We start from the raw sequence: 23,696 nt of genomic DNA on the forward strand, positions 1-23,696 counted from the left end.
TGCGTTCCAAATCATCTAGTGACCCTGCCCATGCAACTGCTGACCCCCCAATGGCTCTTGTGCCTGAACCACACCGCTGAAGTACTTGAAAACCAGGCGGTTTTGATCAACCAAGATCAAATTCAGGCCATTGGCCCACGCGAGGAAATGCTATTGGCGCACCCAAATGCAGAAAGGGTTGATCTACCCGGGCAAGTGCTGATGCCAGGCCTGATTAACTGCCATACCCATGCCGCCATGAATCTGCTTCGCGGCGCAGCCGATGATCTTGCTCTGCACGACTGGCTGCAAACCCGGATTTGGCCACTGGAGGGGGAATTGGCCGATGCAGAGTTCGTGTATGACGGCACAGTGCTGGCGGCCGCCGAGATGCTTCAAGGCGGAACAACCACTTTCAACGACATGTATTTTTACCCCGACCAGGTTGTTCAAGCGGCGCTGGACTTGGGTTCACGCGTATTTGCAGGCATCACCGTGATCGAATTCCCGACCCGCTACGCAGCAGAAGCCAAGCAATACATCGAACTGGGGATAGCAGCACGCGACAAATTCAAGCTTGAGCCCACCGTACATTGGACCATCGCTCCGCATGCACCTTACACGGTGAGTGATGACACGTTCCGGCACATGGCCATGTTGGCCGAGGAACTCGACCTGTCCATGCACTGCCACTTGCATGAAACGGCAAGTGAAGTAAGCGACGCCTTAAGTCGCGATGGCATGAGGCCATTTGCCAGGTTCGAGCAACTTGGCCTGATTAATGAACGCCTGCTGGCGGTTCACGGCGTGCATTTGAATGAGCATGAGTTGCAGACAATGGCGGCGAAAGGTGCAACTTTGGTGCATTGCCCAGCCTCCAATCTGAAGCTGGCCAGTGGTATGGCCCCTGTGGCTGCGGCGCTTAAAGCAGGAGTCAATGTGGTAATTGGTACCGATGGTGCCGCCAGCAACAACAAGCTGGACATGTGGGAAGAAGGTCGCCTGGCCTCCCTGCTGTGCAAAGGTGTCAGTGGGGATGCCACCGCCTTCAATGCAGTGGAACTGCTCAAAAGCATGACTTGCAATGCGGCCAAAGCCCTGGGAGCGGACCACTTGATCGGCCGTATTGCACCTGGCCTGCAGGCAGACCTGATTACCGTTGCAGTTGGTGAGGCAGCACATCAGCTACCCAACCACAATCTGATCTCGAAACTGGCTTACAGCGGGGCTTCCAGAGACGTGAAGCATGTTTGGGTGGCAGGCATTCAAGTTGTGCAATCGCAACAACTTGTGGGCAAAAGGGCACAATTAGTCGGGGAAATCATGCGAAAAACCCAACGAGTGTGGCAGACTCGTGTCGAGAAAGTTGGTTGAGAGGGTGATAACTATGACAGCCTCTACTGTAAACTATCAACCGACTTGAACCCCTATTTAACCCAAGGAGCAACAATGAAAAAAATGTCGACTCTCACGCAAGTTCTGATGGCAATGGCCATTGGTACAGCGTCTACAGCCGCAATGGCCCACACAACAGACAAAGGTGAAGGCCTGTCAGGCTATGTAGTGGATGGCAGCGGCAAGGTTGTTAAAGACGGCTCCGGCGAGTGCATCCGCACCAGCTATTTCACAGCCGCTTTGGCAATTCAGGAATGTGATCCTGACTTGATCCCCAAGAAGCCAGCTCCAGCACCAGTTGCTGCACCAGCACCTGCTCCTGAGCCAGCACCTGCACCAACCCCAGTGATTACAAAAGTAAGCCTGGAAGCTGACGCTTACTTCGACTTCGACAAGGCCACACTGAAGCAAGGCGGCAAGGACCGCATTGATTCTGAAATCGCCAAGTTGGGTCAGGTTGACCTGAACAGCGTAATCGCGATTGGCCACACCGACTCCATCGGTTCCGACGCATACAACCAGAAGCTGTCCGAGCGTCGCGCTCAGGCTGTGAAGGACTACATGGTAAGCAAAGGCGTAGCCGCTGACCGTATCCAGATCAAGGGCATGGGCGAAAGCCAGCCAGTGGCTGACAACAAGACCAAAGAAGGTCGTGCCAAGAACCGTCGCGTTGAGATCGAATTCAACGCAACACAGAAAGTTGTTAAGTAATTAGCAACCTTCCGTTCTGATCAAAAAAGCCCGGCCTTGCCGGGCTTTTTTGTTTCCGCCTTCGGTTAAACTACTGGCTGTTGAATACACACCACGAGCGTTTACCAAGGAAGATGAGCATGAGCAGTATCGAATCCAACAACGTAGACCATGCAGAACTGGCTAAATTTTCAGCCCTTGCCAGTAAGTGGTGGGACCCAAACAGTGAATTCCGCCCCTTGCATGAAATCAACCCCCTTCGATTGAACTGGATCGATGAACGCGTCGGCCTCAAAGGCAAACGAGTGTTGGATGTGGGCTGCGGTGGTGGCATTCTTGCTGAAAGCATGGCTCGCCGCGGCGCGGATGTTTTAGGCATTGACCTGGCCGACAAATCGCTGAAAGTGGCTGAACTTCACAAGCTTGAAACAGGCGTGAACAATGTCAATTACCGCTTTGTTTCGGCCGAGCAACTGGCCGCAGAGGAACAAGCCACATTTGACGTGGTGACCTGTCTTGAAATGCTGGAACACGTGCCCGATCCGGCGCAAACCATTCAAGCCTGTGCTGACCTGTGCAAGCCCGGTGGCTGGCTGTTCTTCTCAACCATTAACCGCAATCCCAAAAGTTTTGTATTTGCAATTGTAGGCGCTGAGTACGTGCTTAACCTGCTGCCCAAGGGGACGCACGAGTACAAAAAATTCATCAAACCATCCGAACTGGCGCAGTATGCTCGACAATCAAAACTTGATTTTTCAGAAATCATCGGACTGGTGTACAACCCCCTGACCAAGGTTTACCGACTGGCCCGAGACACGGATGTGAACTACATGGTGGCCTGCAGAAAACCTGCCTGAGGAATGTACTGATGCCTTTAAAAGGGATTCTGTTTGATCTGGACGGCACACTGGTGGACACTGCGCCCGATCTGTGCGGCACCATACAAGACATGCAAAGCGACAGGGGTGTTGACATTACGCCTTACCGGGCCATGGAGCACCTGGCCTCAGGGGGTGCTCGTGCTTTGTTGAAAGCAGGCTTCGGGCTTGAAATGCACTATCCGGAATTCCCCGCTATGCGTGCGGAGTTTCTTGAACGTTACGAGGCCAGAATCGCCCGCGAGAGTGCTGTTTACAGCGGAATTATTCCCTTACTGAATGAAATCAAAGCGCGCGACGCTCAATGGGGCATTGTCACCAACAAGCCATACTATTTGGCCGAGAAATTGGTGCATGAACTGGGCTTGACGCATGGGTGCAGCGTGTTAATTGGGGGAGACACCGCAGAAAAACCCAAACCCTCTCCCCTGCCCTGCTACATGGCAGCCGGTCAAATGCGTTTACCCACGGAGCAATGTGTGATGATTGGCGATGATGAACGGGATGTAATCGCGGGCCGGGAGGCGGGTATGGCTACTGTGGCGGTTGAATATGGCTACATCGCCAGCCCGATAGACCAATGGGGTGCCGATGCCGTAGTAAAAACCGCCCACGATTTGGCCAAATGGCTTGAAATTAGAATGTGAGCCCCCATGTGAAGGGTGTTACAATTGGTTTTCCAATGGGGTCGATCTGGTTTCGACGTGGATTGCAAAGCTATTGGGGCGTGTCGAGGATCAGTTACCTCGTAAATCCATCTGAAAAACTTTAAACGCAAACGACTCTTCGTTTAGCCCCGAACTCAAACTGGCCGCTTAAGCCAGTTTAGTTTGGACTTCCTACACCAGCTCGCCGATGGGCTGGGCGGGGTCAAACCCGCAGTGGGATCATCTACATCGGACCGCTTACCGGAACGCTGCCGGCTGGTAAGTTAAATTAGGTGGATCGCGGATACTGAAGAATGTCGCTTTTCGTCAGTAGCCGTTAAACACAAAGAAGACGACTACACACGTAGAACTGGTAGTGGAGGATTTGCGGACGCGGGTTCAATTCCCGCCGGCTCCACCAAATAAAATAGAAAAGGCTGCCCTTGTGGTGGCCTTTTTCATTTTTATTGGCTGGGGGCACCTACCTGCCTCATCGGTTCGGCCCGTACAAATGCATCAAGCTGCTCGCAAGCCGTCACAATTCGGTCAATGGTCGGAATATCAGGCACAGTAATTTTGAAAATACGCATGACCACCACAATGCTCATCAGGCATATGTCCGCAATGGTCGGTGAGTCTCCGTGACAGAATCGACCAGTGGCCGACTCGGATGCCAATCGTTGCTCCAATGCACTCAGACCGGTGGTAAACCACTTGGATTGCCAGGCTTTCCACAACGCATCATCAAAACCGTTTACATGCATCAAATGCTTCTTGATTCGAGGCGTAATCAGCGGATGAATATCTACCGCAAGCATTTGCGCAATCGAACGAACCCGAGCGCGTTCAAAAATGTCCGTTGGCAACAAAGGAGGCTGGGGCTGCAATTCTTCGAGAAACTCCAGGATGGCCAAAGACTGAGTCAACGGCGCCTTCCCGGACAAAATCAAGGCTGGAATCGCCCCCATCGGGTTTATTTTCAAATACTCAGGTGATTGATGCTCCCCAGCGTCAACGTTGATGAACCTCTCGTTGGCCTGAATATTTTTCAAATTGAATGCCACGCGCACGCGATAAGTAGCAGACGTGCGCCAATAAGAAAAAAGCTCTACCGTAGGCGCGTGGACCATTCTTGCTCTCCTGTGTCACGGACTATTTCACCGATAAAATATATTTGGCAAGGGCAAGCGCGTCCTCGTCGGTCACCCGTGGCTGTGCGGGCATGGGGGTGTTGCCCCAAACACCAGCACCACCTGCTTGAATTTTCTTGGCCAGCTTTTCTGCTGCGCCGGCCTCGTCGGCATATTTGAGGGCGACCTGTTGATAAGTGGGACCATACTTCTTCTTGTCTTCGGCGTGGCATGCCGTGCAGTTGTACTTTCTGACCATTTCCGGGCTTGCGACGGCATTGCCGATTGTGGCCAACATGGAACTCGCCAAAGTCAAGGCTAAATACTTAGTCATGAAAACTTCCTCAATAAAGCCACGCCACCTTGCAGAGGTGACGCGGCTTGACTTCTAAACCAGATTAGTTGGGTTTGATTTGGTAAATTTCACCTTCGTCAGTGGCCACATATAAATTGCCATCGGGCCCCTGCACTACGGAGCGGAAACGCCCCGCAGGCATCGGCAAAGGCATGGTGGTACGCTTGGACTTCATGCCGTCCTTGCTGATGTCCAGCAGGTCGATCCGGTTACCCACGGGGGTGCCGTGAATACCAATGCCCATGTAAGCCACCGCCATCTTGCCGTCCCAATCCTTCCATTGCTTGCCATTGAGAAAAACTCCTGAAGACATGCCTTGAGACAGGTTCTCATTGTTCCAGGCCGGCTTCATGGCATTTGGATAGGTTTTGGTGTCTGTCATCGGCATGAATGCCGCACGCTTGACAGGTTCCATGGCACCCATCTGGTTTGGGCTGTAACCACAGTAAGCATCGGGACAGTCGCCACGACCACCTACGTTCGGCCGGGGGTCCCAGCCAGCATTGCCGCCATTGCTTAGTACAGTCACCTCATCGGAATGCCAAGGTCCGTTCTCCGCGGTCACGGGCTGGTTTGTACCTGGACGGAAGGCGATGCCTTGGGGATTGCGATGACCGTAAGTGAAAACGCGGGCATCAAAACCCTTGGGTGGCTTGTTGCCAGCAGCCGCTTTGCCGTCACGGTCGATTCGCAGTACCTTGCCACCTATCTTTGTGGGACTTTGGGGCACGGCACCATTGTGAGTATCGCCAGTGGTGACGTATAGGAAACCATCGCCCGGGTTGAATCGCACTCGGCCACCATTGTGCGCGCCCGATGAACCGAAGGGATGATCGCTCGCAGCTGTTTTGTAGGGAATATCATCCACAATATCGGTTCTATCCGAAGTTTTGCTTAAATCAGCATTCACCTTCAAACGAATAACCCGATTGGTTTGGGGATTGGATTTGCTGGACGTGGAATACACATACACGTAGCGATTCTTCGCAAATTCAGGGTCCACAGCCACGCCATTCATACCAGCCTGACCATCGCAGAACAAATCTGGCATGGACTCGGAATATCCCTTGGCATCTTTCATTCCCACCAGTTTGTTGACGGTACCGGAGGGCAAGCGAACAGACAACCCGTGACATTTTTCAGTGAAGAACATGGCACCATCTGGCAGAAATGCCATATCCCATGGATTCTCTAACTTGGTCAAAACAGGGGTAGCAGTGAGATTAGGGGCTGCTGCAATCGCGACTCCACCAAACGCCAAACTGGCTGAGGCAAGGACGGCGCAGGACAAAAGGTTATTTGGCTTCTTCATTTTGTCTCCTGATTCTGTAGGTAAGGCAAGCGTGCCTTCAATGTTGGGGCTATTGTGAAATCGCCCAACGTCGAAGTACACCTGAAGAAAATTGCACATATTTAACACTCGGTCAATATGGCTTTACCCGCACCAATTCATTCAGTTTTCGAAGACTTGCCTTTTAATATCAGGCTGAAGAAATTTTTGCCACCTGCTTTTTCACCGTGATCGGAAAGCAATCGCTGAACGCTACAACCCAGGAGCAAAATTGTGGATCCGCTGAAGGCCAACAAGCCTCCGATGAGGGACAATGGCCAACTAAGATCGAGAAGCCGAAGCAACAATGCAACAACCACACTGAGTAACACCAACAAACACAAATAGATTTTCATGATCCAACACACCTGTTCAGCTTGACAAACACTCGTCTCCAGACCAGTGGATGCGCACTGCAATGCAAGGTTTCCTTGCCGATGAACAACGCTCACCTGAGCGTACCAAGTTGATCGCCAAAAACTATTGCCGTGATTGCCTGTGTTTTTGGACCAGCGAATATTAATGAATATGGCAATTTAGATCCAGAAAATGTAATGTCGATTTGCGGTCAATTTGTTGGCCTTCGGATGAACAAATTTCATCACAATGCTACTTTGTACAAATTCCTTTTTTTAACAATTTCCGCATACAATTGCTGCAGCGCAAAAAACCTCTTGAGTGTCCATTTTTCGAACTAGACAAAACTATAATTCTGGTTATTTTTTTAACCTCACAATTGTTCACTTTTAGCCACAACTGAAAGGTATTCACTCCGCAAATTATGCAAAAAGGCGTTTTTCTTTCCATTTTGGCTTCAGTGCTGTTTGGCAGCATGTACTACTACACCACCCTGCTTGAACCGTTGAGTGGGGAGGAAATTTACGGCTGGAGAATGCTACTGACCCTGCCTGTGATGACCCTTTTTCTGATCTGGACCAAAGACTGGGGCTTAATCAAATCAATTGCGCTGCGCCTGAAAACCGAGTGGAAACTTTATCTGGCCTTACCAGCGTCATCCCTGCTTCTGGGCATACAACTTTGGCTGTTCCTATGGGCACCGCTACATGGCCATGCGATGAATGTTTCGTTGGGCTATTTCATGATGCCTCTTGTGATGGTTTTGATTGGTCGCTTCTACTACCAAGACACGCTGAGCAAACTTCAAAAACTGGCCGTTTTGCTGGCCCTGCTGGGCGTTACAAATGCCGTGTTTCAAGCAGGGGGATTCGCTTGGACTTCGCTCCTGGTTTGCCTGGGTTACCCCTATTACTTTGTGCTGCGGTCAAAATTCAAAATAGACAACTTGGGTGGACTGTGGTTTGACATGCTGCTGATGTCACCGCTTGCCATTTATTTCGCTCTGAGCGGCGATGGCTTGGCTCAAATGACGGGGTTACAACTTCAGCTACCTTTGCTGATTATTCTGTTGGGCGTGTTAAGCGCCTCTGCATTGATAGCTTATATTTTGTCGAGTCGAATGCTGCCCTTTAGTTTGTTTGGTTTGCTGGGCTACGTAGAGCCTGTTCTTTTGGTGATTGTTGCATTCTTGATCGGCGAATCAATCGCTCAGCAGGAATGGCCCACTTATCTCGCCATTTGGCTGTCACTGAGTTTACTGGCCGTGGAAGGTTTACTTAAGCTTTGTAAGACCGAATCGCAGTTGACAAATCAGGATCTTGGTTAAAAGCTTCCGTGAAGAAATCAACAAAACTGCTGATTTTGATGGATGGGCGACGCTCGGGTTGATACACCACATTCAGCGGCAAAGTACTTGGTTTGTAGTTGTTCAAAATCGTGTTAACACTGCCCTCCCGAATATCACGACCATAAATCCAGGTGGGTGAATAACATATTCCAAGCCCTTCAAGAACGCCTTGGCGAATTGCTTCTGAACTGTTCGATTGAAAGTTGCTGCCCACACGCACCGTGATGGCCTTGTCTTTACTTCCGTAAAAAGTCCATTCATTGAAGTTATCGATGCCGGTGTAAAGCAGGCAATTGTGCTCACTTAAATCATCAGGTTTTTGCGGAGCACCATGTCGAGCCAAATAAGAGGACGACACAATCACAGCCCTCGCCACCGAGCCAATACGTCGGGCAATCAAACGGCTGTCTTTTAACTCACCCACACGAAAAGCCACGTCGATACCAGCTGCCACAAGGTCAACAAAACTGTCGTCGAGTTGCAGGTCAATACGCATTTTCGGATATCGCGCATAGAATGCGGCGAGCCGGGGCACGATGTGAATTCGGCCAAATGCGACCGGTGCAGCCACTCTCAGCAGGCCGCTGACTTCGTGTTCAGCGCGATGCACTTCACTGCGGGCCTCTTCCAGAGTATCGAGTACCTGTCGACAACGTTGGTAGTAAAGGCGACCCGCCTCTGTTAATGAATGGCTGCGAGTGGATCGCACCAACAACAACACCCCAACGTCGGCCTCCAGAGCTTGTACCTGTTTGCTGATGGCCGACTGTGTGGTGTGGGCCTGCCGGGCCACCGCCGAGAAATTACCCGTTTCAACAACTCTCACAAATGTTTCCATCAGCCTCAAGCGATCCATGTGGTGATTCCTTTATATATTCCTATGAGGAATAAATACTATAACAACTGTTCCGTAGATCTATGGGCTTTGAATACGCATAATGTGCAACATTGCACTGCAACACAAGAGGAGTACCGACGTATGAATGCACCCATCCCACATGTGAATGAACAAATTGCCAACGTGGATGATTTAAAACTGTTTCAACCCGGAAAAATTGGCAGCATTGAGGTAAAAAACCGCGTTGTTATGGCGCCATTGACACGCTGTCGCTCAGACGAAGCAGCCGGAGATATTCCTGGCAGCGACATGAACATTGAGTATTACAAGCAACGTGTGAATGCTGGTCTGATCATCAGCGAAGGCACACAGGTTTCACCAGCAGGGAAAGGTTACATGGCCACGCCGGGGATCTATTCCGAGGCCCAAGTGCAGGGCTGGAAACAGATCACTGAGGTTGTTCATGCCGCTGGCAGCAAAATTATTGCCCAGATCTGGCATGTAGGCCGCATTACACACCCTGACCTGACTGGCGGTTTAAACCCAATCGCGCCTTCTGCAATAAAACCCAATGTGGTTGCTTACACGCACAACGGCAAAGTAGACGTGCCGGTACCTCATGAGCTGACCGCTGAAGAAATCAAAGTGGTCGTGAACGAGTATCGCCAAGGGGCGGCCAACGCAATCAAAGCCGGATTTGACGGTGTGGAAATTCATGGTGCCAACGGTTATTTGATCGACCAGTTTTTGCGTGACGGCGCCAACAAACGCACCGATCAATATGGTGGCTCTTTTGAAAACCGCGCACGCTTCGCCCTTGAAGTGGTGGATGCAGTGATTGCAGAAATCGGTGCGGGCAAGGTGGGTATTCGTTTGTCCCCGGTTACGCCATTCAACGATCTGAGCGACAGCAATCCTCAAGAAGTATTTGGCTATCTGATCGAGCAATTGAACCAGCGCGGAATCGGCTTCATTCATATGATTGAAGGTTCGACTGGCGGCGATCGCAATGTACCCGGCTTTGATTATGGATGGGCTCGCAAAACATTCAAAGGCACCTACATTGTGAACAACGGCTACACCCGTGAAATGGCAATCAATGCGCTGGAAACTGGCTGGGCCGATGCAGTCTCTTTTGGCCGGGCTTACATTGCCAACCCCGACCTTGTACAGCGCCTGAAACTGAACGCACCCTTGGCAGAGGGCAACCCGCAAACTTATTACGCACCAGGGCCAGAGGGCTACATTGATTACCCATCACTGACTGCGTAATTGAAAAACGCCAGCCACAAGCTGGCGTTTTTTTTGATACTCTCAGGGGATGAGCAAAGACAGCCTAGAAAAACTTCAACAACAATTGATCGAATTTTCCAATGCGCGACATTGGGAAAAGTTCCATTCCCCGAAAAATCTCAGTATGGCTTTGTCAGTCGAAGTGGCTGAGTTGGTGGAACACTTCCAATGGCTCACCGAGGACGAATCGCGACAAATCAGAGGCAACAAGCTGGATGAAGTCAAAGAAGAAGTGGCCGACGTGCTGCTTTACCTGCTGCAAATATGCAACCAGCTTGAAATCAACCCAATTGATGCAGCCCAGAAAAAACTGGTGAAAAATGCCCTGAAATATCCCGCAATCGACTAGGGCTGTACTGCTTGCTCTGGTGGTTCTGGCAAACGAGCACTGGTACCGCAGGCGTGGCAATACTTTGAAAAAGTACTTTTGCGAGAGCCACAGTTTGCGCACTTGTCGTGAAGACCTATTCCGCAATGCGGACAAAAATCAATACCCGTGTCTTTCAAATCAACCGTGCGTTCACAGCCAGGGCAAATGCCTTTGAGTAAACGCGCCAGGGCTGTGTCGTAATCCAGAACTTCACGTCGTTTTGTTTCCGGCTGTTCCTCAGCCAATCGTTGCTCTTCAAGGTAACGGTTCAGAGCAAGAATGGCCTGACGCCCCACCAACACCGTGATGACAATACCCACGATGTAGCGAATGTAGCCGCCATAACTGGGCAAATATGGCACCAACTCAACGAAAAATACAAACAAGGCGAAATAGATGAATCCCCATGCGAAAGGCCAATAAGTGCTTTGGCGCTTGGTTTTATAAAGCCAGCCAGCAACCAGCAGCAGGGGCAGAGTCAAAGCAAGGCGATACGCAAAAACGCGCAATTCCTGGCTTTGAGTGGCACTGGTGTACTCACCTTGCGCAGCACGTTCCAGTTCATTCAAACGCAATTGAGCTTTTCGGTTGGCCTGCTGTGCATCTAGCAGCAATTTCTGCTGCATCTCCAACTGTGCCAAAGCAACCCGTTCCAAGGCCTGCAAGTTGTCAACTCGTTGGGTTCTCGCAATCAGTTCTTGGTCCTGAGTGGGAAGTGCGGTGGCCTTGCGGGTGGCCACCCAAGCCATGAATTTTTCACGCTCTGAGTCAGTGTCAGCCTCAGCGGCACTGTGTTTTAGCCTGGACTGTTCCAAGGCATCACTCACCTCGCGCTCATTCAGTTCCGTCTTTCGAATTTGCTCCCGAACCGTTTTCAGTTCGATCGGATCCATGAAATCTTCGAGCGTTTGGGTTTGCTCAATTTGAGGCAAATCGCCAACAAGCGTGCCCCCCAAACCAATCAGGAACCATGCGAACACCACGGCCACAAGCCACAGGCCACGTCGAAACCATTTTTCTGACAACCTCAGTGATTTGCTCATCTGAATCTCATCCTGTTCTTATATGGTTTTCAACAACGCGCGAGTCGCCTATTTCAGATACCGCGCATGGAACCGCAAATGATCTTCAATGAAGCTGGCAATAAAGTAGTAGCTGTGATCGTACCCAACTTGGTAACGAACCTCGGCCAGATAGCCTGTTTCCTTTAAAGCCGCCTCCAGCAATTCGGTTTTTAATTGCGAAGCAAGAAAATTGTCGGCCAAACCCTGATCTATCAGCATGGGAAGCTGCTGCGCGCCTGAGCGAATCAGCGCCACAGTGTCATGACGCTGCCAGGCTTCAGGGTTGTTACCCAGGTACAACGCCAGGGCCTTCTGCCCCCAGGGGCACTGCATGGGGCTTACGATAGGAGAAAACGCACTCACCGCGACATAAAGTGCTGGGTTGCTCAATGCAATGGTGAGCGCGCCATGCCCCCCCATTGAGTGGCCAAGCACAGATTTACGTTTACTGACCGGCAAACCCTCTTCAATCAGGGCTGGCAACTCATCGACTATGTAGCTGTACATTTTGTAATGTGAGCTCCATGGCGCTTCAGTCGCGTCCACATAAAACCCGGCACCCAAGCCAAAATCATAGGCTTTGTCTGGGTCATCAGGTACACCATCACCACGCGGGCTGGTGTCGGGCATCACCACAGCAATGCCCAACTCAGCTGCCACTCGCTGGGCACCCGCCTTTGTCGCAAAATTTTGGTCGGTGCACGTTAATCCGGACAACCAGTAAGCCACCGGCACCTTTTGCCCCGCTTGCGTTTGGGGTGGCAAGTAAACACTAAACTGCATGGTGCAGTTCAGTGCTTCTGACACATGTTCATACTGGTTTTGCAGACCGCCAAAGCATTGAACGCTACTGAGTAATTTCATATCAAAAATGGATTACGGTGCGAATGGATTTGCCCTCGTGCATCAAATCAAAAGCCTCGTTAATGCGCTCCAAAGGCATGGTGTGGGTAATGAAGGTGTCCAGATCAATTTCATCATTCATGAACCGGTTTACATAGCCCGGCAGTTCGGTACGGCCTTTCACACCGCCAAATGCGCTACCACGCCACACTCGGCCGGTCACCAACTGGAAGGGACGGGTGGAAATTTCCTGCCCTGCGCCTGCTACGCCAATAATCACTGATTCACCCCAACCTTTGTGGCAACACTCCAGCGCAGAGCGCATCACATTCACGTTACCTATACACTCGAACGAGAAGTCAACACCACCATCGGTCATTTCCACAATCACTTCCTGAACCGGTTTGCTGTGGTCTTTGGGGTTCACAAAATCGGTGGCGCCCAATTTCCTGGCAATCTCAAACTTGTCTGCGTTGATGTCGATTGCGATAATTCGGCCGGCCTTGGCCTGCACCGCACCAATAATTGCCGCCAGACCAATTCCGCCCAATCCAAAAATGGCCACGGTATCGCCTTCTTTTACTTTGGCTGTGTTGTGCACGGCACCAATGCCCGTGGTTACGCCACAGCCCAGAAGGCACACTTTTTCCAATGGGGCATTTGGGTCAATTTTTGCCAGTGAAATTTCAGGCACGACGGTGTGTTCTGCAAAAGTCGAGGTACCCATGTAGTGATAAATCGGCTTACCGTTCTTGGAAAAACGCGTCGTGCCATCGGGCATCAATCCCTTGCCTTGTGTGGTCCTAATGGCTTGGCAAAGGTTGGTTTTACCCGAGGTACAAAATTTGCACACCCTACATTCAGCGGTGTAAAGCGGAATTACATGGTCACCCACAGCCAGGCTTGTTACGCCCTCTCCCACCGCTTCGACAATCCCGGCACCTTCGTGGCCCAGAATTGCCGGGAAAATTCCTTCAGGATCATCCCCTGACAAGGTGTATGCATCTGTGTGGCAGACCCCTGTGGCAACTATGCGAACAAGAACTTCGCCCTTTTGAGGAGGCATCAAATCTACCTCCTCGATTGATAGTGGTTGGCCTGGTCCCCAGGCCACCGCGGCGCGTGTTTTGATCGATTGCAACATGTTGTTCCCCCAATGCTGGCGAGTGTTTAATACGAACCTCATTATAGTAGGCGTTCATGACCACCCTGCACGCTGCTAGCCGCATTTGAAGTGTGGTAGTGTCTTGAAACAATTAAAAGCATGCCTTTGTAACCGAATGACCCTTCCTAGCGAACCCAATACTGTGCCCCCTCAGGATGATTTTGAGCTATCGCTCAAGCCCCTTTGGATGCGTGCGCAAGGCGGAGACTCCGCAGCCTACCGGGAAGCGCTGTTGAAAATTGCTCAGCGTCTACGTCGTTTTTACAGTCGCAGGCTTCAAGCCCTGCCCGACGAGGTTGAGGACTTGGTGCAAGAGACCTTATTGGCTTTGCACATGCAACGTGGCACATATGACGAGACATTGCCCGTGAGCAGTTGGGTGTTTGCAATTGCGCGGCATAAGCTGGTGGATTTATGGCGTAGACGTGGTCGACGAGACAATTTAAACGATTCTCTTGACGACATGACTGAGGACCAACACCCTGCCACGCAGGAGGAACTGCCCTCGAAACGTGATTTGGGAGTATTGCTTGAACAACTGCCTGAACTGCAAAGACAAGCCATTCTGCTCACCAAGATTGAAGGTCTGTCGATGATTGAGGCCTCGGAGCGCAGCGGTGTATCCGTAGCCGCTCTGAAAGTACAAGTACACCGGGGATTGAAACAACTGGCAGCTTTGGTCAGGAGTGAAACATGAAAACTGATGAACTGATCACGATGATTTCAAACCAGGCTGGCCCTGCCCCCAAGGTATCGGTGGCCGATCGCCTGGTGCCGGCCGGTATGGTGGGTGGCCTGATCGCTGCGGCGATCGTATTGGGTGTTCTGGGCTTGATACCCGGTGAGATGTTTTCTGAGCCAGGCCCCTGGATCAAAATTGGATACGCCAGCACACTGACCATTGCCGCAGGCTGGCTGTTTACTCGCCTCGGGAAACCGGGAGCCTCTGGCAAACAAGCCATATCGGCTGTGGTTGGAGTGGTGTTGCTGATGTTGATGGCAGGGGTACTTTCTTATCTGGGCACTCCGGCATCTGAACGAGCCGCCGCACTCTTGGGACACTCCTGGTTGGTTTGCTCATGGGCCATTTTGGGGCTGTCACTTCCAGTGATGGCCGGTTCATTTTGGGCCATGCGTGGGTTTGCACCAACCAAGCTGATTTCTGCCGGCACTGCCTGCGGATTATTTTCCGGCTCGGTGGCGGCTTTGGCTTATGCTTTAGCCTGCACCGAACCTGCGGCGCCTTTCATTGCTGTTTGGTACACACTGGGTATTGCGTTGTGCGGTGTATTGGGCGCAGCGCTTGGACCCAAATTATTGCGCTGGTAAACAAGACTGCCGCCGCGCCATCCTACATCCTAAGCAGGTGGGTCAATACGCATCGTGCTCGATGTATTTACACGATACCAACCAGCAATGCTATATCGGTGGCGCTTGGCGGGCAGTACTTCATGTGGGAAGTCTTCACTTAAAAACACAGCGAGGGTTCCACCCTGTGGCTGAACAGTTTCCAGAACATCCTGCGTACCTAGGTCTGAATACAAGATCATTTCCCCGCCATCTTCTGGGCCCCATTCCGGGTTCAGGTACAACACCACCGACAAAATCCGGTTGGCCTGTCCCTTGAACGCGTCCACATGGGTTCTGTAAAAAGCACCCGGTGCGTAATGTGCGAAATGAGATTCAAAGGAGAACAGACCCAACATTAAAGTGCGATTCAAGTATTGCTGTAGCTGTACGCTGAATTCTAGCCAGCGACCTGCAGCACCGCCATGTGTGCTTTCAATCCACGCAATTTCGTCACGACGAATCTCTGTGTTCGATTGCTGGCCGTGCGCGCGCCCAATACCAGCCTGTTTCAATGCTTCAGAAGGTATAGAAGTAAAAGTGTCCAACAGTTCAGAGATCAAACAAGGCGGCAGTGCGTTCTTTTGAATGCTGTAACCCTTTGACCGAAGATCACTCGCGATTAAATCAAACATGACTCTTGGAATCCAAAAAAGCACTCACTTCGAATGATCGAAGTGTAGCGCCTCCGCGATACTTGGAATCAAGCGTGTGCCAAAAGTTGACCGATGGCGTTGGAAAGTGAAGTCGAATCAAACTTCTTCACGTAAATGTTCACCCCAGCTTCAATACCTCGTCGGGCGTTTTCCTCAGAAGTTAAAGACGAGTACATGATGATCGGAATGTTCTTGAATCTCGGATCACCCTTAAGCTTTCTGGTCAAGGTGCAGCCATCCATGATGGGCATTTCCTCGTCGACCAACACCAAAGAAACCCGCTCTTCCAATTCTTCTGAATTCTGATTGGCACTGGAAGCAATCGCCAACAACTTTTGCTCAGCCTCAACACCATTGACCGCATGGCTGTGTTTCAAACCCATGGTGTCCAGCACTTCGCTGATTTTTCGTCGAGCCACAATCGAATCATCGACAAAAAACACAGGTCCAGCCTTGTTCAATTCAAAACCAGTAGTCACAGGTGTCGCATCTTTTTCAGGCAACACGCGGTGACACACGCTTTCAATGTCCACCAAAGACACCAGACTGCCATCTTTGAGCATCACCACGCCGAAAACGGATCCTTCTTCGGAATCGTACTTTTGCGGGGGCTTCACATCGGACCAAGGCACCCGAATGATTTTGTCGACATCGGTGACCGCGAAAGCAACTGAACGGGACGCAAATTCAGAAATAATCATTTTGGAGTTGGGTTCGCCGGTGGACATGCCAATCGCATCTCCAAGCGAGACAACAGGCAACACCTGTCCACGCAGCGAAATTACGCCGTTCATGGCACCTTGCTGCCCAGGAATCTGGGTGACCTGCGACAGTTCAGTGACTTCCCGAATCTTGAATACGTTCAAGCCGAAAATTTCCTGACCACCCAAGGAAAAAAGCAGAATTTCAATCATCTCGGTGGATGATTCGCCAGGGGTTCGTTCGTTGTTGTAGTTCATGGATGGATTGACCGTTGACGTAGTTCAGTCTGTATTCTGAACCAAGTAAAAACGAATCAAATCCTTAGGAAGGGGGATAAAAGCGGTCTTTTACGTCTTTAAAAAGACGACAAACTTAGCCTAAATAAGCGGACAATTCCTCGCGGGGATCGGCAAGCAAAGGACCTGCTTGAGGCAAGGCAATTGAGCCAATCGGCTGTGCTACAGCATCCATCAACAACTCGCGAAACTCACCCTGCCAGCCTCCATCGAAGGTATCGCTAAACTCTGGTTGAGAAGCTTCAGCCTGAGCTACGGCCTGTTCAATAAAATCAAGCAATGAAAATCCAGCCCCCCCAGTCGTTAGGGTCTCGAGTGATTCATCTGCAATCAAGCTTGCACTGGAAAATCCGGACTGTTGAATTCCGAACGTGCTTTCATCTTCAAGAGACGAGCCTTCGAAGCGCGACAGCAATTCTGGATTTTGAACATCTGACCCGACGAAACCATTGGGCAACTCACTCGGCTCTTCAGATGTATTCGAGAAAACAGATCGTAAAGTCACGACAGTGGTATGGGAATCAAAAAGCAACCGCTCCAGGGACTGCGAGGTTGATTCGGCATTGCTTTGAACGCTTATGTCAATCAATTCATAGAAAGGAAGGCTCTCATCTGCATTTGGCAAATTAAGCGTCACTGGTGAGACATTCAAGCTGACAGCGCTGTAGGACTGGGCAGTGGCCCCCCCTAAAAGCGCAATGGCTTGATTCGTTTGATCTGAAACTTGATTTTGAATACCGCTCATCTTCGTTTAATGCCTTTGTTCCCAATCTTAATTTAAGCAAAAGCGATGCAAAGACTCAATCAGGAAAGTGATATGTTTCAATCACTTATTTGTAGGCATTTGATGCGTTTTATTAGGAAAAGTTACTTAATCCCCCCCTCTTTGGGGTTATTGATTGGCCACGGCCACGTAAAACCATTCCTGACCGGGCTGCGACAAAGTGTTCGGAAAAACAATAAATCCATCCCGACTGGCCCTTACCTCTTCCCCGCTCTGTCGAATGCCGATTAACTCGCCTTTTCGTATGGGATCAAAACTGGACCAAGCACGCACAAACTGATCATCAAAATGTTGCTTGTCGTTTACCTCGACCAAACTTAGGTGTTGGTAATCACTCACCGGTGGCACTGAAGGTCCTTCAATCAATTCCAGATGCAACAAGGTGTTGGAGATGGCAAGGTAGGCCACATCTGGGCCCGAAGGATCATCATGCTGACCACACTCCAGAGTAACTGCATACCCACCAGTGGAGCGCATACACTCCGTCGTACCCATGCCATAACGCGGATCTGTATTTAAACCTTCCCCCGATTGACCTGTCGCCTTCAAGTAAGCAACTCGGTTCGCAACACCTTTGGCATAGGTATCGAGCCAGCCGTCTACGAATCGGCTTACCCCCAGTCGCAAAGCCAAACTGCGCTCCGCATTTTCGTGCTTGAAAGATTCAAGTTTGCTGTTGTTGTTCTTTGGTCCAAACAAAGCGAAAGGCACATCTCCTTTCTGAAAACTATGTATATCCAGCAACACGTCATGCGCAGCCAGCAAGGGACAAAGCCAATTCGCCACATGGTCTTCAAAATCAACTGGGTTATTGGTCGGCGTCAAATTGCGGTTCAGGTTTCTGTCGCCATTGCGCTGTTTGCGGTTGTAAGCCAAGGGGTTGGTAATTGGCACAAAGGTAAGCTGCCCTTTTGCAAGCACACGCTCACCAACCTCAAACTCTTGAATCATTTTCAAGATAGCCTTGCTGCCCGATACCTCGTTACCATGCACAGCCCCCAGCACGATCAATTTTGGACCAGGCTGCAACGCAGTGAACGTGACTGACTTGAACTGCAATGGATGAGGAATGGTGGGAAGTGCTGGAAACTGCATGGCAGAAATTGGCAAATGAAGGCGATCTGTGGAGGTTACCACAAACCTGTGGCCATAAAAAAAGGGCAGCCCAAGCTGCCCTTGAGTTCGTGACAACACCAATTATCGGCCAGGCGCTTCCACCGAAGGGCCAAACCTCTTTTTCACCGCACCAAAGGCGAACAAACGTACCAACGCGGGAATAAGCACCACAGCACCCACCATATTCCACAAGAACATGAATGCCAAAAGCAAGCCCATGTCCGCCTGGAACTTGATCGCAGAGAATGCCCAAGTGAACACACCCAACGCCAGAGTGACAGCAGTCAAGGCAACAGCTACACCGGTTGAACGCAGGGTTTCAAAATAGGCATCCTTAAAATTCAATCCTTTGGCCAGGAAACTTTCAAGTCGGTTGTAAATATAAATACCATAATCAACCCCGATACCCACACCCAAGGCAATTACAGGCAGCGTTGCTACCTTGATACCCAGGTTCAATTGCACCATGATTACCTTACACAACACTTCTGTAATGAACAGGGGAATCATGATGGCCAGCATCACGCGGAAACTCTTGAATTCCCACCAAACCAAAGCCCCCACGATGCCGTATACCAACAGCAACATGGTTTTCTGAGCCTGCTCCACAACAATGTTGGTTGCCGCCTCAATGCCGCTGTTGCCGGCCGCAAGAATGAACTTGGCATCTGCAGAATCGTTCTCTGCAGCGAAGGCTTCTACCTTGGCCACCACACGTTCAAGCGTCTCGGCTTTGTGATCAGACAAGAACAAAATCACAGGTGTCATTGAACATTCGGAGTTGTACAAAGTGGTGGGAATATTCTTGTGCGCACCATTTGAAATGAAGCGATCACGGGAAATAGCCAACCACTTGGGATTACCACCATTAAAACCGGCAATAATGTTTTTCATCACGGTGAACAGAGAAACCGTGCCCTCTACGCCTTCTAGGTTTTCCATTTCCCATTGGAAACGATCCACCACTGAGGCCACCGGATACGCACCACATTCACCCGCAGGAGTCTCCACCATCACCACAAACACATCCGAGCTGGTGGAGTAGTTCTCAACCAGAAACTTCACATCCTGGTTGTATCGTGAGTCAGGACGAAGCTCTGGTGCACCAGGGTCCAAGTCACCAATCTTGATATCGGCCGACGCAAACAAGCCCGCCACCAAAATCAGCGCTGCTGCCGCACTAACGCCATAAGCAACCTTCTTTTCAGTCAAGCGCGACAGAAGGTGTGACACTGTGTGCTTACTGGCTTCTTGCTTGGCAACCTGCTTCAAACCACGCTCGGTCACATCCGTATAACTCATCAGCACTGGCAACAAGAACATCTTGGTGAAAATAATCACTGCCACACCGATTGAGGCGCTAATCGCCAATTCACGGATAACTCCGATCTCAATCACCAACAATGTCGAAAATCCGACAGCATCTGCCAACAGCGCAACGGAACCGGGCACAAACAGCAAGTGGAAGGTAGCCTTGGCTGCATCAATCTTGTTTGCGCCTTGAAACCTCTCCGCCGCCATGGTTCGCACGTTCTGAATCGCATGGCTCACACCAATCGCAAATGTCAAAAACGGAACCAGTATGGAATAAGGATCAAGTCCAAACCCCAACAAGCTCACTGAGCCCAAATGCCAAATCACGGCAAGCGAGCAACAAAAAATAGTGGCTGCGGTACTCTTCCAGCAACGGGAATACCAAAGCAACAAGATCACGGTAAGTACGAACGTAATCGCGAAAAAGCCGGCAATGTCTTTGGAGCCATCGATCAAGTCACCGACCACTTTCGCAAAACCGGTGATGTGAATTGAAATATCATCGCTTTGGTATTTGTCCCGCACCACCTCTTCAATCTGCGCGGACAACTTGCCGTAGCTCAACTTCTCGCCAGTGTCGGGATCAACCTCCAGCAGCGGCGCCAAAATAATTGCAGAACGCTGATCATTCGAAACCAGAGAACCGATACGTCCAGAACGTTCCACGTTGGCTTTGACCGCCTCAATTTGTTCTGGAGAACCCGAAAAGCCCTGACCAATGACAGGCCCCATCCGAAGCCCCTCCTCGGTCACCTGCCGCCACATCACGTTGGGCGTCCAGATTGAACTCAAATTGCCACGATCAACGCCAGGAATATAAAAAACCTCATCAGTGATCAAGCGAAGTTTCTCAAGAAACTCCGCCTCATAAATAGTGCCGTTCTTGTTGTGTACAGCAATACGGAGCACGTTACCCAGCGGGCGTAGCTCGTTCTCATAATTTAAATAATTAGCAATGAACGGATGCGTCACAGGTACCATTTTCTGAAACGATGCGTCAGGCTTCAACTGCACAGCATGGTAAGCAAAAAACACAGACAACACAGCAAACACAGCGATCACCAGTTTGCGATGCCCAAACAGAATCGACTCAAAAAACCGTTCGACCTTACCCAATTCTTCTTGATTGCTCATGACAGTTCTTCCAGTTAGCGAGGCAGCGCAAGGGTTCTAGGGCCGTTCTGGCCACTCAATATCAAGGTGTTGTTTACAAGGGCCATGCCGGTGACAGGCTTACCCTCTGTAGCGCTCACCATTTTCAACGTAGTACCCGACTCGTCGGTACGCACCAAGCGACCCTTCTGGTCGACAAACAAGACAGTTTTTCCAAGGGTCAAACCTTGAACAAAACTTTCCTTGCTGGGGCTTTGTAGCTGCCACCAAGCGCTCGCACCCGCACCCAAGCGGTAAACATTTCCACCGAAACCATATGCGAAAACAATTGGTTGCCCTTCGTCATTGCGAAGCACAGCTGTACCGTAAAAATGGCCGTTGTAACCCGTGTCCGAGCGCGTCCAAGTCGCGCCAAAATCATTGGAAATGTACACTCGGCCAGCTTCTCCTGAAATCAACATCAGCCCTGTTTCATCGCCATACAAACCGTTGTAATGGCGAAAATCGGGATTATCCAAGCGATTCGCAATCAGGGTCCAGGTCGTACCACTGTCTTTGGTTTCAAAAATCTGCCCGTAGCTGCCAACTACCCACCCAGTATTTTCGTCCTTAAACCACACATCAAGCATGGGGCGTGCAGGGCCAAACCGGGCTCCGGCTTCCGCATCTTCAAATGCAAATGTTGCTGCCTCGAGCGCATCATTCATCTTGTCCTGTTCAGCAGGACTTGCCGCATCAAATCGGCTCTGCATGTCATCCATTTTCTTTTTTGCTGCCGCCACTACCTGTTCATTGGCCTTGATACCATCAAAAACCTTGGTCCAACTTGCACCGGCATCAGTCGACTTCAGCACAACGCCATCATGGCCAACCACAAACGCCAAACTGTTATTCACAAACTGCACACCCGTCAAGTTAACTGACACCGGCACTTTGGCTTGAGTCCACATCTTGCCTTCGTTGTCTTTTACACCTTGCGCGGCTTCACCAGCAGCGAAGTCCCGCTTCAATATAATGCCCCGCTCACCCACCATCAGCACATTACTGCCTTGGGAAGTAACATTGAGCGACAAAGCCTTCGCAGCCTTTGGTGCCTGAATCGCAGGTAAATCCAAAGGATCTTTAAATGCATAACTGAATTGACTTGCACACAAACTCAAAGCGACAAAAGTTGCGCGCAGCAGTGGCTTTCTCATGCCATCTCCAATTTAAAAAACCCAGAGAACTAATTTCTCTGGGTTACAAAAAATTTAAACCTCAGGTGCCTAGAGCACCGCTTGCCCCAAACACGCTGAACATCATCATCATCTACCCATACGACGCAATGCTGCTGTTGAAAAGTCAGCGGTCGTGTACTTCTTGCCAAATTCGATGGGCTTCTCTTCGTTGGTCAAAGCATTCACGAGATAACGTCGTGCTTGGAGGTCATAGATCACCTCACCAGCGGGTCCAAAAGTTGGCGCATCATAAAACTGGACACCGAACACCTCACGAACTCGCCACAAACCGCCGCGCGCGTCGTATTGATCACCGTGCAAAATCGCCCATGAATCCTCATCCACGTAGAACACACGCTTAGAGTAAATGTGGCGCGCACCCGGCTTCAAGGTTCCCTCAACAACCCAAACACGGTGCAATTCATAACGCAAAAGATCAGAATTCACATGGTTGGTCTTGATGATGTCGTTGTATTTCAATGCCTTGCTAGTCAGCTTGTAATTGTTGTACGCCACATACATTTCTTTCTTGCCAACCAACTTCCAGTTGTAGCGGTCCGGCGCCCCGTTGTAGGCGTTGAAGTCATCGTTGGTACGCAAACCGTCCGCGCCAATACCCGGTGAGTCGTACGCCAGTTCAGGCGCGCGAATCACTCGACGCTGCCCTGGGTTGTACTGCCAGGCCAAACGAGGTTCCTGAACCTGGTTCAAAGGCTCATGCACCAAAGCCACCTCACCAGCTGCGTTGGCAGGCGCAGTAGTTTGGTTCAAGTAATAAAAAATTCTATTAGGTTCTGGATCTGCCATGTAGGCGGCATACGAGATAGTCTCTGTACGCTTGCCCACAGTAAAACTACCATTGGTTTGAACAGGAAAATCTGCCGAATGACGGGTGATAGAGCCGCCCAAATCACGCATGATGTGGTTCCAAATTACATGGATCCCTTCCGTTGGAATTGGGAACGGCACGTTTGAACTCTTCAAGTTCAAAATACCGTTGCCACCTTCGGCCAACTTGATACCGGCGGCTTCCTCCTTCGCGAACTTATAAACATCTGCCCGGTAGGCTGCGGTACGCTGCGTGGGGTATACATTGATCTTGTAGGTCGGATACCGCTTCATCATCTCCATTTGACCGGGCGCCAATTTGTCCTTGTACTGCTCCATGTTTGCGGCAGTAATTGTCAAGGTAGGCTTATCAGCAGCAAACGGATCTACATAGCCCTTGTTAGGATCAAAGCCTGCTGGCGGCTTAGAAATGCCACCATTCCACGCAGGAATGGTTCCCGCAGCGTTACCCGCTTTTTCTGCACCAACTGGCGTCAGCGTAGTACCCAACTTCGAAAAATCAGCGGACTGCGCATTCGCAGTCACAGCTGTACCCAGCATGGCCAGGGACACAGCCAACTGCGTGATTTTCATCAATTTCATGTTAATACTCTCCTAGAATCAAACCTTGAATAGCTCAC

23 protein-coding genes and 1 other RNA gene are annotated in these 23,696 nt (G+C 50.6%); 10 read left to right on the top strand and 14 right to left on the bottom strand.

Annotation, left to right across the window (positions count from 1 at the left end):
- Window positions 1-30 precede the first annotated feature (30 nt).
- The 5 genes from PY990_RS04970 (at window position 31) to ssrA (ending at window position 4,010) form a co-directional block, all read left to right on the top strand.
- Window positions 31-1,353: an amidohydrolase family protein gene (locus tag PY990_RS04970; protein ID WP_275270672.1), complete on the top strand. Its 1,323-nt coding sequence runs from the start codon at window positions 31-33 to the stop codon at window positions 1,351-1,353.
- Between the two features lie 75 nt (window positions 1,354-1,428).
- Window positions 1,429-2,085, top strand: coding sequence for an outer membrane protein OmpA (gene ompA, locus PY990_RS04975; RefSeq protein WP_105029654.1), 657 nt, complete (start codon window positions 1,429-1,431; stop codon window positions 2,083-2,085).
- Window positions 2,086-2,204: 119 nt separating this feature from the next.
- Window positions 2,205-2,921, top strand: coding sequence for a bifunctional 2-polyprenyl-6-hydroxyphenol methylase/3-demethylubiquinol 3-O-methyltransferase UbiG (ubiG, locus tag PY990_RS04980; protein WP_275270673.1), 717 nt, complete (start codon window positions 2,205-2,207; stop codon window positions 2,919-2,921).
- An 11-nt stretch (window positions 2,922-2,932) separates the two neighbouring features.
- Window positions 2,933-3,589 (top strand): HAD family hydrolase, encoded by a 657-nt coding sequence (locus tag PY990_RS04985; protein WP_275270674.1) that lies wholly within the window; start codon window positions 2,933-2,935, stop codon window positions 3,587-3,589.
- A gap of 37 nt (window positions 3,590-3,626) precedes the next feature.
- Window positions 3,627-4,010, top strand: a transfer-messenger RNA (tmRNA) gene (gene ssrA, locus PY990_RS04990).
- Window positions 4,011-4,053: 43 nt separating this feature from the next.
- On the opposite strand, the gene maiA is transcribed toward ssrA, so the two are convergent.
- The 3 genes from maiA to PY990_RS05005 form a co-directional block, all read right to left on the bottom strand.
- Window positions 4,054-4,719: a maleylacetoacetate isomerase gene (maiA, locus tag PY990_RS04995; RefSeq protein ID WP_275270675.1), complete on the bottom strand. Its 666-nt coding sequence runs from the start codon at window positions 4,717-4,719 to the stop codon at window positions 4,054-4,056.
- Between the two features lie 22 nt (window positions 4,720-4,741).
- The gene (locus tag PY990_RS05000; protein ID WP_275270676.1) at window positions 4,742-5,053 is read right to left on the bottom strand and encodes a c-type cytochrome; all 312 of its coding nucleotides are present in this window, start codon (window positions 5,051-5,053) and stop codon (window positions 4,742-4,744) included.
- 64 nt (window positions 5,054-5,117) lie between these two features.
- A complete protein-coding gene (locus PY990_RS05005) occupies window positions 5,118-6,386 on the bottom strand; it encodes a PQQ-dependent sugar dehydrogenase (RefSeq protein WP_275270677.1) in 1,269 nt (422 codons plus the stop codon).
- 799 nt (window positions 6,387-7,185) lie between these two features.
- Here PY990_RS05005 and rarD point away from each other — a divergent pair.
- Window positions 7,186-8,088: an EamA family transporter RarD gene (rarD, locus tag PY990_RS05010; protein ID WP_275270678.1), complete on the top strand. Its 903-nt coding sequence runs from the start codon at window positions 7,186-7,188 to the stop codon at window positions 8,086-8,088.
- Here the strand turns inward: rarD and PY990_RS05015 are convergent.
- A complete protein-coding gene (locus PY990_RS05015) occupies window positions 8,039-8,965 on the bottom strand; it encodes a LysR family transcriptional regulator (protein WP_171100123.1) in 927 nt (308 codons plus the stop codon). The genes rarD and PY990_RS05015 overlap by 50 nt on opposite strands.
- A gap of 123 nt (window positions 8,966-9,088) precedes the next feature.
- Between PY990_RS05015 and PY990_RS05020 the strand changes: the two genes are divergently transcribed.
- Entirely contained in the window at window positions 9,089-10,219 is a 1,131-nt protein-coding gene (locus PY990_RS05020; RefSeq protein ID WP_275270679.1) for an alkene reductase, read from the top strand.
- 49 nt (window positions 10,220-10,268) lie between these two features.
- Window positions 10,269-10,589 (top strand): nucleotide pyrophosphohydrolase, encoded by a 321-nt coding sequence (locus PY990_RS05025; RefSeq protein ID WP_275270680.1) that lies wholly within the window; start codon window positions 10,269-10,271, stop codon window positions 10,587-10,589.
- Here the strand turns inward: PY990_RS05025 and PY990_RS05030 are convergent.
- From PY990_RS05030 to PY990_RS05040, 3 genes are read right to left on the bottom strand one after another with little or no spacing between them, the layout of a single operon-like run.
- Window positions 10,586-11,653: a zinc ribbon domain-containing protein gene (locus PY990_RS05030; protein ID WP_275270681.1), complete on the bottom strand. Its 1,068-nt coding sequence runs from the start codon at window positions 11,651-11,653 to the stop codon at window positions 10,586-10,588. The genes PY990_RS05025 and PY990_RS05030 overlap by 4 nt on opposite strands.
- A gap of 48 nt (window positions 11,654-11,701) precedes the next feature.
- Complete coding sequence (fghA, locus tag PY990_RS05035; protein ID WP_275270682.1) at window positions 11,702-12,538, bottom strand: S-formylglutathione hydrolase; 837 nt, start codon at window positions 12,536-12,538, stop codon at window positions 11,702-11,704.
- A gap of 1 nt (window position 12,539) precedes the next feature.
- Window positions 12,540-13,649: an S-(hydroxymethyl)glutathione dehydrogenase/class III alcohol dehydrogenase gene (locus PY990_RS05040; protein ID WP_275270696.1), complete on the bottom strand. Its 1,110-nt coding sequence runs from the start codon at window positions 13,647-13,649 to the stop codon at window positions 12,540-12,542.
- A gap of 148 nt (window positions 13,650-13,797) precedes the next feature.
- Here PY990_RS05040 and PY990_RS05045 point away from each other — a divergent pair, with 148 nt between their 5' ends.
- A complete protein-coding gene (locus tag PY990_RS05045) occupies window positions 13,798-14,379 on the top strand; it encodes a sigma-70 family RNA polymerase sigma factor (RefSeq protein ID WP_275270683.1) in 582 nt (193 codons plus the stop codon).
- Complete coding sequence (locus PY990_RS05050) at window positions 14,376-15,011, top strand: DUF1109 domain-containing protein (RefSeq protein WP_275270684.1); 636 nt, start codon at window positions 14,376-14,378, stop codon at window positions 15,009-15,011. The genes PY990_RS05045 and PY990_RS05050 overlap by 4 nt, the downstream gene beginning before the upstream one ends.
- Window positions 15,012-15,040: 29 nt before the next feature.
- On the opposite strand, the gene PY990_RS05055 is transcribed toward PY990_RS05050, so the two are convergent.
- From PY990_RS05055 to PY990_RS05085, 7 genes are all read right to left on the bottom strand, one after another.
- Complete coding sequence (locus PY990_RS05055; protein ID WP_275270685.1) at window positions 15,041-15,664, bottom strand: 2OG-Fe(II) oxygenase; 624 nt, start codon at window positions 15,662-15,664, stop codon at window positions 15,041-15,043.
- Window positions 15,665-15,732: 68 nt separating this feature from the next.
- Window positions 15,733-16,644: a chemotaxis protein gene (locus tag PY990_RS05060; protein ID WP_275270686.1), complete on the bottom strand. Its 912-nt coding sequence runs from the start codon at window positions 16,642-16,644 to the stop codon at window positions 15,733-15,735.
- Between the two features lie 115 nt (window positions 16,645-16,759).
- Window positions 16,760-17,428, bottom strand: a complete 669-nt coding sequence (locus PY990_RS05065; protein ID WP_275270687.1) for a hypothetical protein — start codon at window positions 17,426-17,428, stop codon at window positions 16,760-16,762.
- 147 nt (window positions 17,429-17,575) lie between these two features.
- Entirely contained in the window at window positions 17,576-18,604 is a 1,029-nt protein-coding gene (locus PY990_RS05070) for a M14 family metallopeptidase (RefSeq protein WP_343075066.1), read from the bottom strand.
- A gap of 60 nt (window positions 18,605-18,664) precedes the next feature.
- Window positions 18,665-21,031: an efflux RND transporter permease subunit gene (locus PY990_RS05075; protein WP_275270688.1), complete on the bottom strand. Its 2,367-nt coding sequence runs from the start codon at window positions 21,029-21,031 to the stop codon at window positions 18,665-18,667.
- A gap of 14 nt (window positions 21,032-21,045) precedes the next feature.
- Window positions 21,046-22,206, bottom strand: coding sequence for a WD40/YVTN/BNR-like repeat-containing protein (locus PY990_RS05080; RefSeq protein ID WP_275270689.1), 1,161 nt, complete (start codon window positions 22,204-22,206; stop codon window positions 21,046-21,048).
- Window positions 22,207-22,314: 108 nt separating this feature from the next.
- Window positions 22,315-23,658 carry a DUF1329 domain-containing protein gene (locus PY990_RS05085; protein ID WP_275270690.1) on the bottom strand — a complete coding sequence of 448 codons (1,344 nt, stop codon included), beginning with the start codon at window positions 23,656-23,658 and terminating at the stop codon, window positions 22,315-22,317.
- Window positions 23,659-23,696 lie beyond the last annotated feature (38 nt).

The organism is Limnobacter olei (genome assembly GCF_029087225.1).
In the GTDB taxonomy this organism is placed as follows: Bacteria; Pseudomonadota; Gammaproteobacteria; order Burkholderiales; family Burkholderiaceae_B; genus Limnobacter; species Limnobacter olei.

Excerpts from the sequence above, each read along its gene's own strand:
- PY990_RS05000 (WP_275270676.1), bottom strand. The coding sequence starts at position 5,053 with ATGACTAAGTATTTAGCCTTGACTTTGGCGAGTTCCATGTTGGCCACA.
- maiA (WP_275270675.1), bottom strand. The coding sequence starts at position 4,719 with ATGGTCCACGCGCCTACGGTAGAGCTTTTTTCTTATTGGCGCACGTCT.
- PY990_RS05055 (WP_275270685.1), bottom strand. The coding sequence starts at position 15,664 with ATGTTTGATTTAATCGCGAGTGATCTTCGGTCAAAGGGTTACAGCATT.
- PY990_RS05045 (WP_275270683.1), top strand. The coding sequence starts at position 13,798 with ATGACCCTTCCTAGCGAACCCAATACTGTGCCCCCTCAGGATGATTTT.
- PY990_RS05005 (WP_275270677.1), bottom strand. The coding sequence starts at position 6,386 with ATGAAGAAGCCAAATAACCTTTTGTCCTGCGCCGTCCTTGCCTCAGCC.
- PY990_RS04970 (WP_275270672.1), top strand. The coding sequence starts at position 31 with ATGCAACTGCTGACCCCCCAATGGCTCTTGTGCCTGAACCACACCGCT.
- PY990_RS05080 (WP_275270689.1), bottom strand. The coding sequence starts at position 22,206 with ATGAGAAAGCCACTGCTGCGCGCAACTTTTGTCGCTTTGAGTTTGTGT.
- PY990_RS05085 (WP_275270690.1), bottom strand. The coding sequence starts at position 23,658 with ATGAAATTGATGAAAATCACGCAGTTGGCTGTGTCCCTGGCCATGCTG.
- PY990_RS05020 (WP_275270679.1), top strand. The coding sequence starts at position 9,089 with ATGAATGCACCCATCCCACATGTGAATGAACAAATTGCCAACGTGGAT.
- PY990_RS05065 (WP_275270687.1), bottom strand. The coding sequence starts at position 17,428 with ATGAGCGGTATTCAAAATCAAGTTTCAGATCAAACGAATCAAGCCATT.
- PY990_RS05025 (WP_275270680.1), top strand. The coding sequence starts at position 10,269 with ATGAGCAAAGACAGCCTAGAAAAACTTCAACAACAATTGATCGAATTT.
- ompA (WP_105029654.1), top strand. The coding sequence starts at position 1,429 with ATGAAAAAAATGTCGACTCTCACGCAAGTTCTGATGGCAATGGCCATT.
- PY990_RS04985 (WP_275270674.1), top strand. The coding sequence starts at position 2,933 with ATGCCTTTAAAAGGGATTCTGTTTGATCTGGACGGCACACTGGTGGAC.
- PY990_RS05060 (WP_275270686.1), bottom strand. The coding sequence starts at position 16,644 with ATGAACTACAACAACGAACGAACCCCTGGCGAATCATCCACCGAGATG.
- ubiG (WP_275270673.1), top strand. The coding sequence starts at position 2,205 with ATGAGCAGTATCGAATCCAACAACGTAGACCATGCAGAACTGGCTAAA.
- PY990_RS05030 (WP_275270681.1), bottom strand. The coding sequence starts at position 11,653 with ATGAGCAAATCACTGAGGTTGTCAGAAAAATGGTTTCGACGTGGCCTG.
- fghA (WP_275270682.1), bottom strand. The coding sequence starts at position 12,538 with ATGAAATTACTCAGTAGCGTTCAATGCTTTGGCGGTCTGCAAAACCAG.
- rarD (WP_275270678.1), top strand. The coding sequence starts at position 7,186 with ATGCAAAAAGGCGTTTTTCTTTCCATTTTGGCTTCAGTGCTGTTTGGC.
- PY990_RS05015 (WP_171100123.1), bottom strand. The coding sequence starts at position 8,965 with ATGGATCGCTTGAGGCTGATGGAAACATTTGTGAGAGTTGTTGAAACG.
- PY990_RS05075 (WP_275270688.1), bottom strand. The coding sequence starts at position 21,031 with ATGAGCAATCAAGAAGAATTGGGTAAGGTCGAACGGTTTTTTGAGTCG.
- PY990_RS05050 (WP_275270684.1), top strand. The coding sequence starts at position 14,376 with ATGAAAACTGATGAACTGATCACGATGATTTCAAACCAGGCTGGCCCT.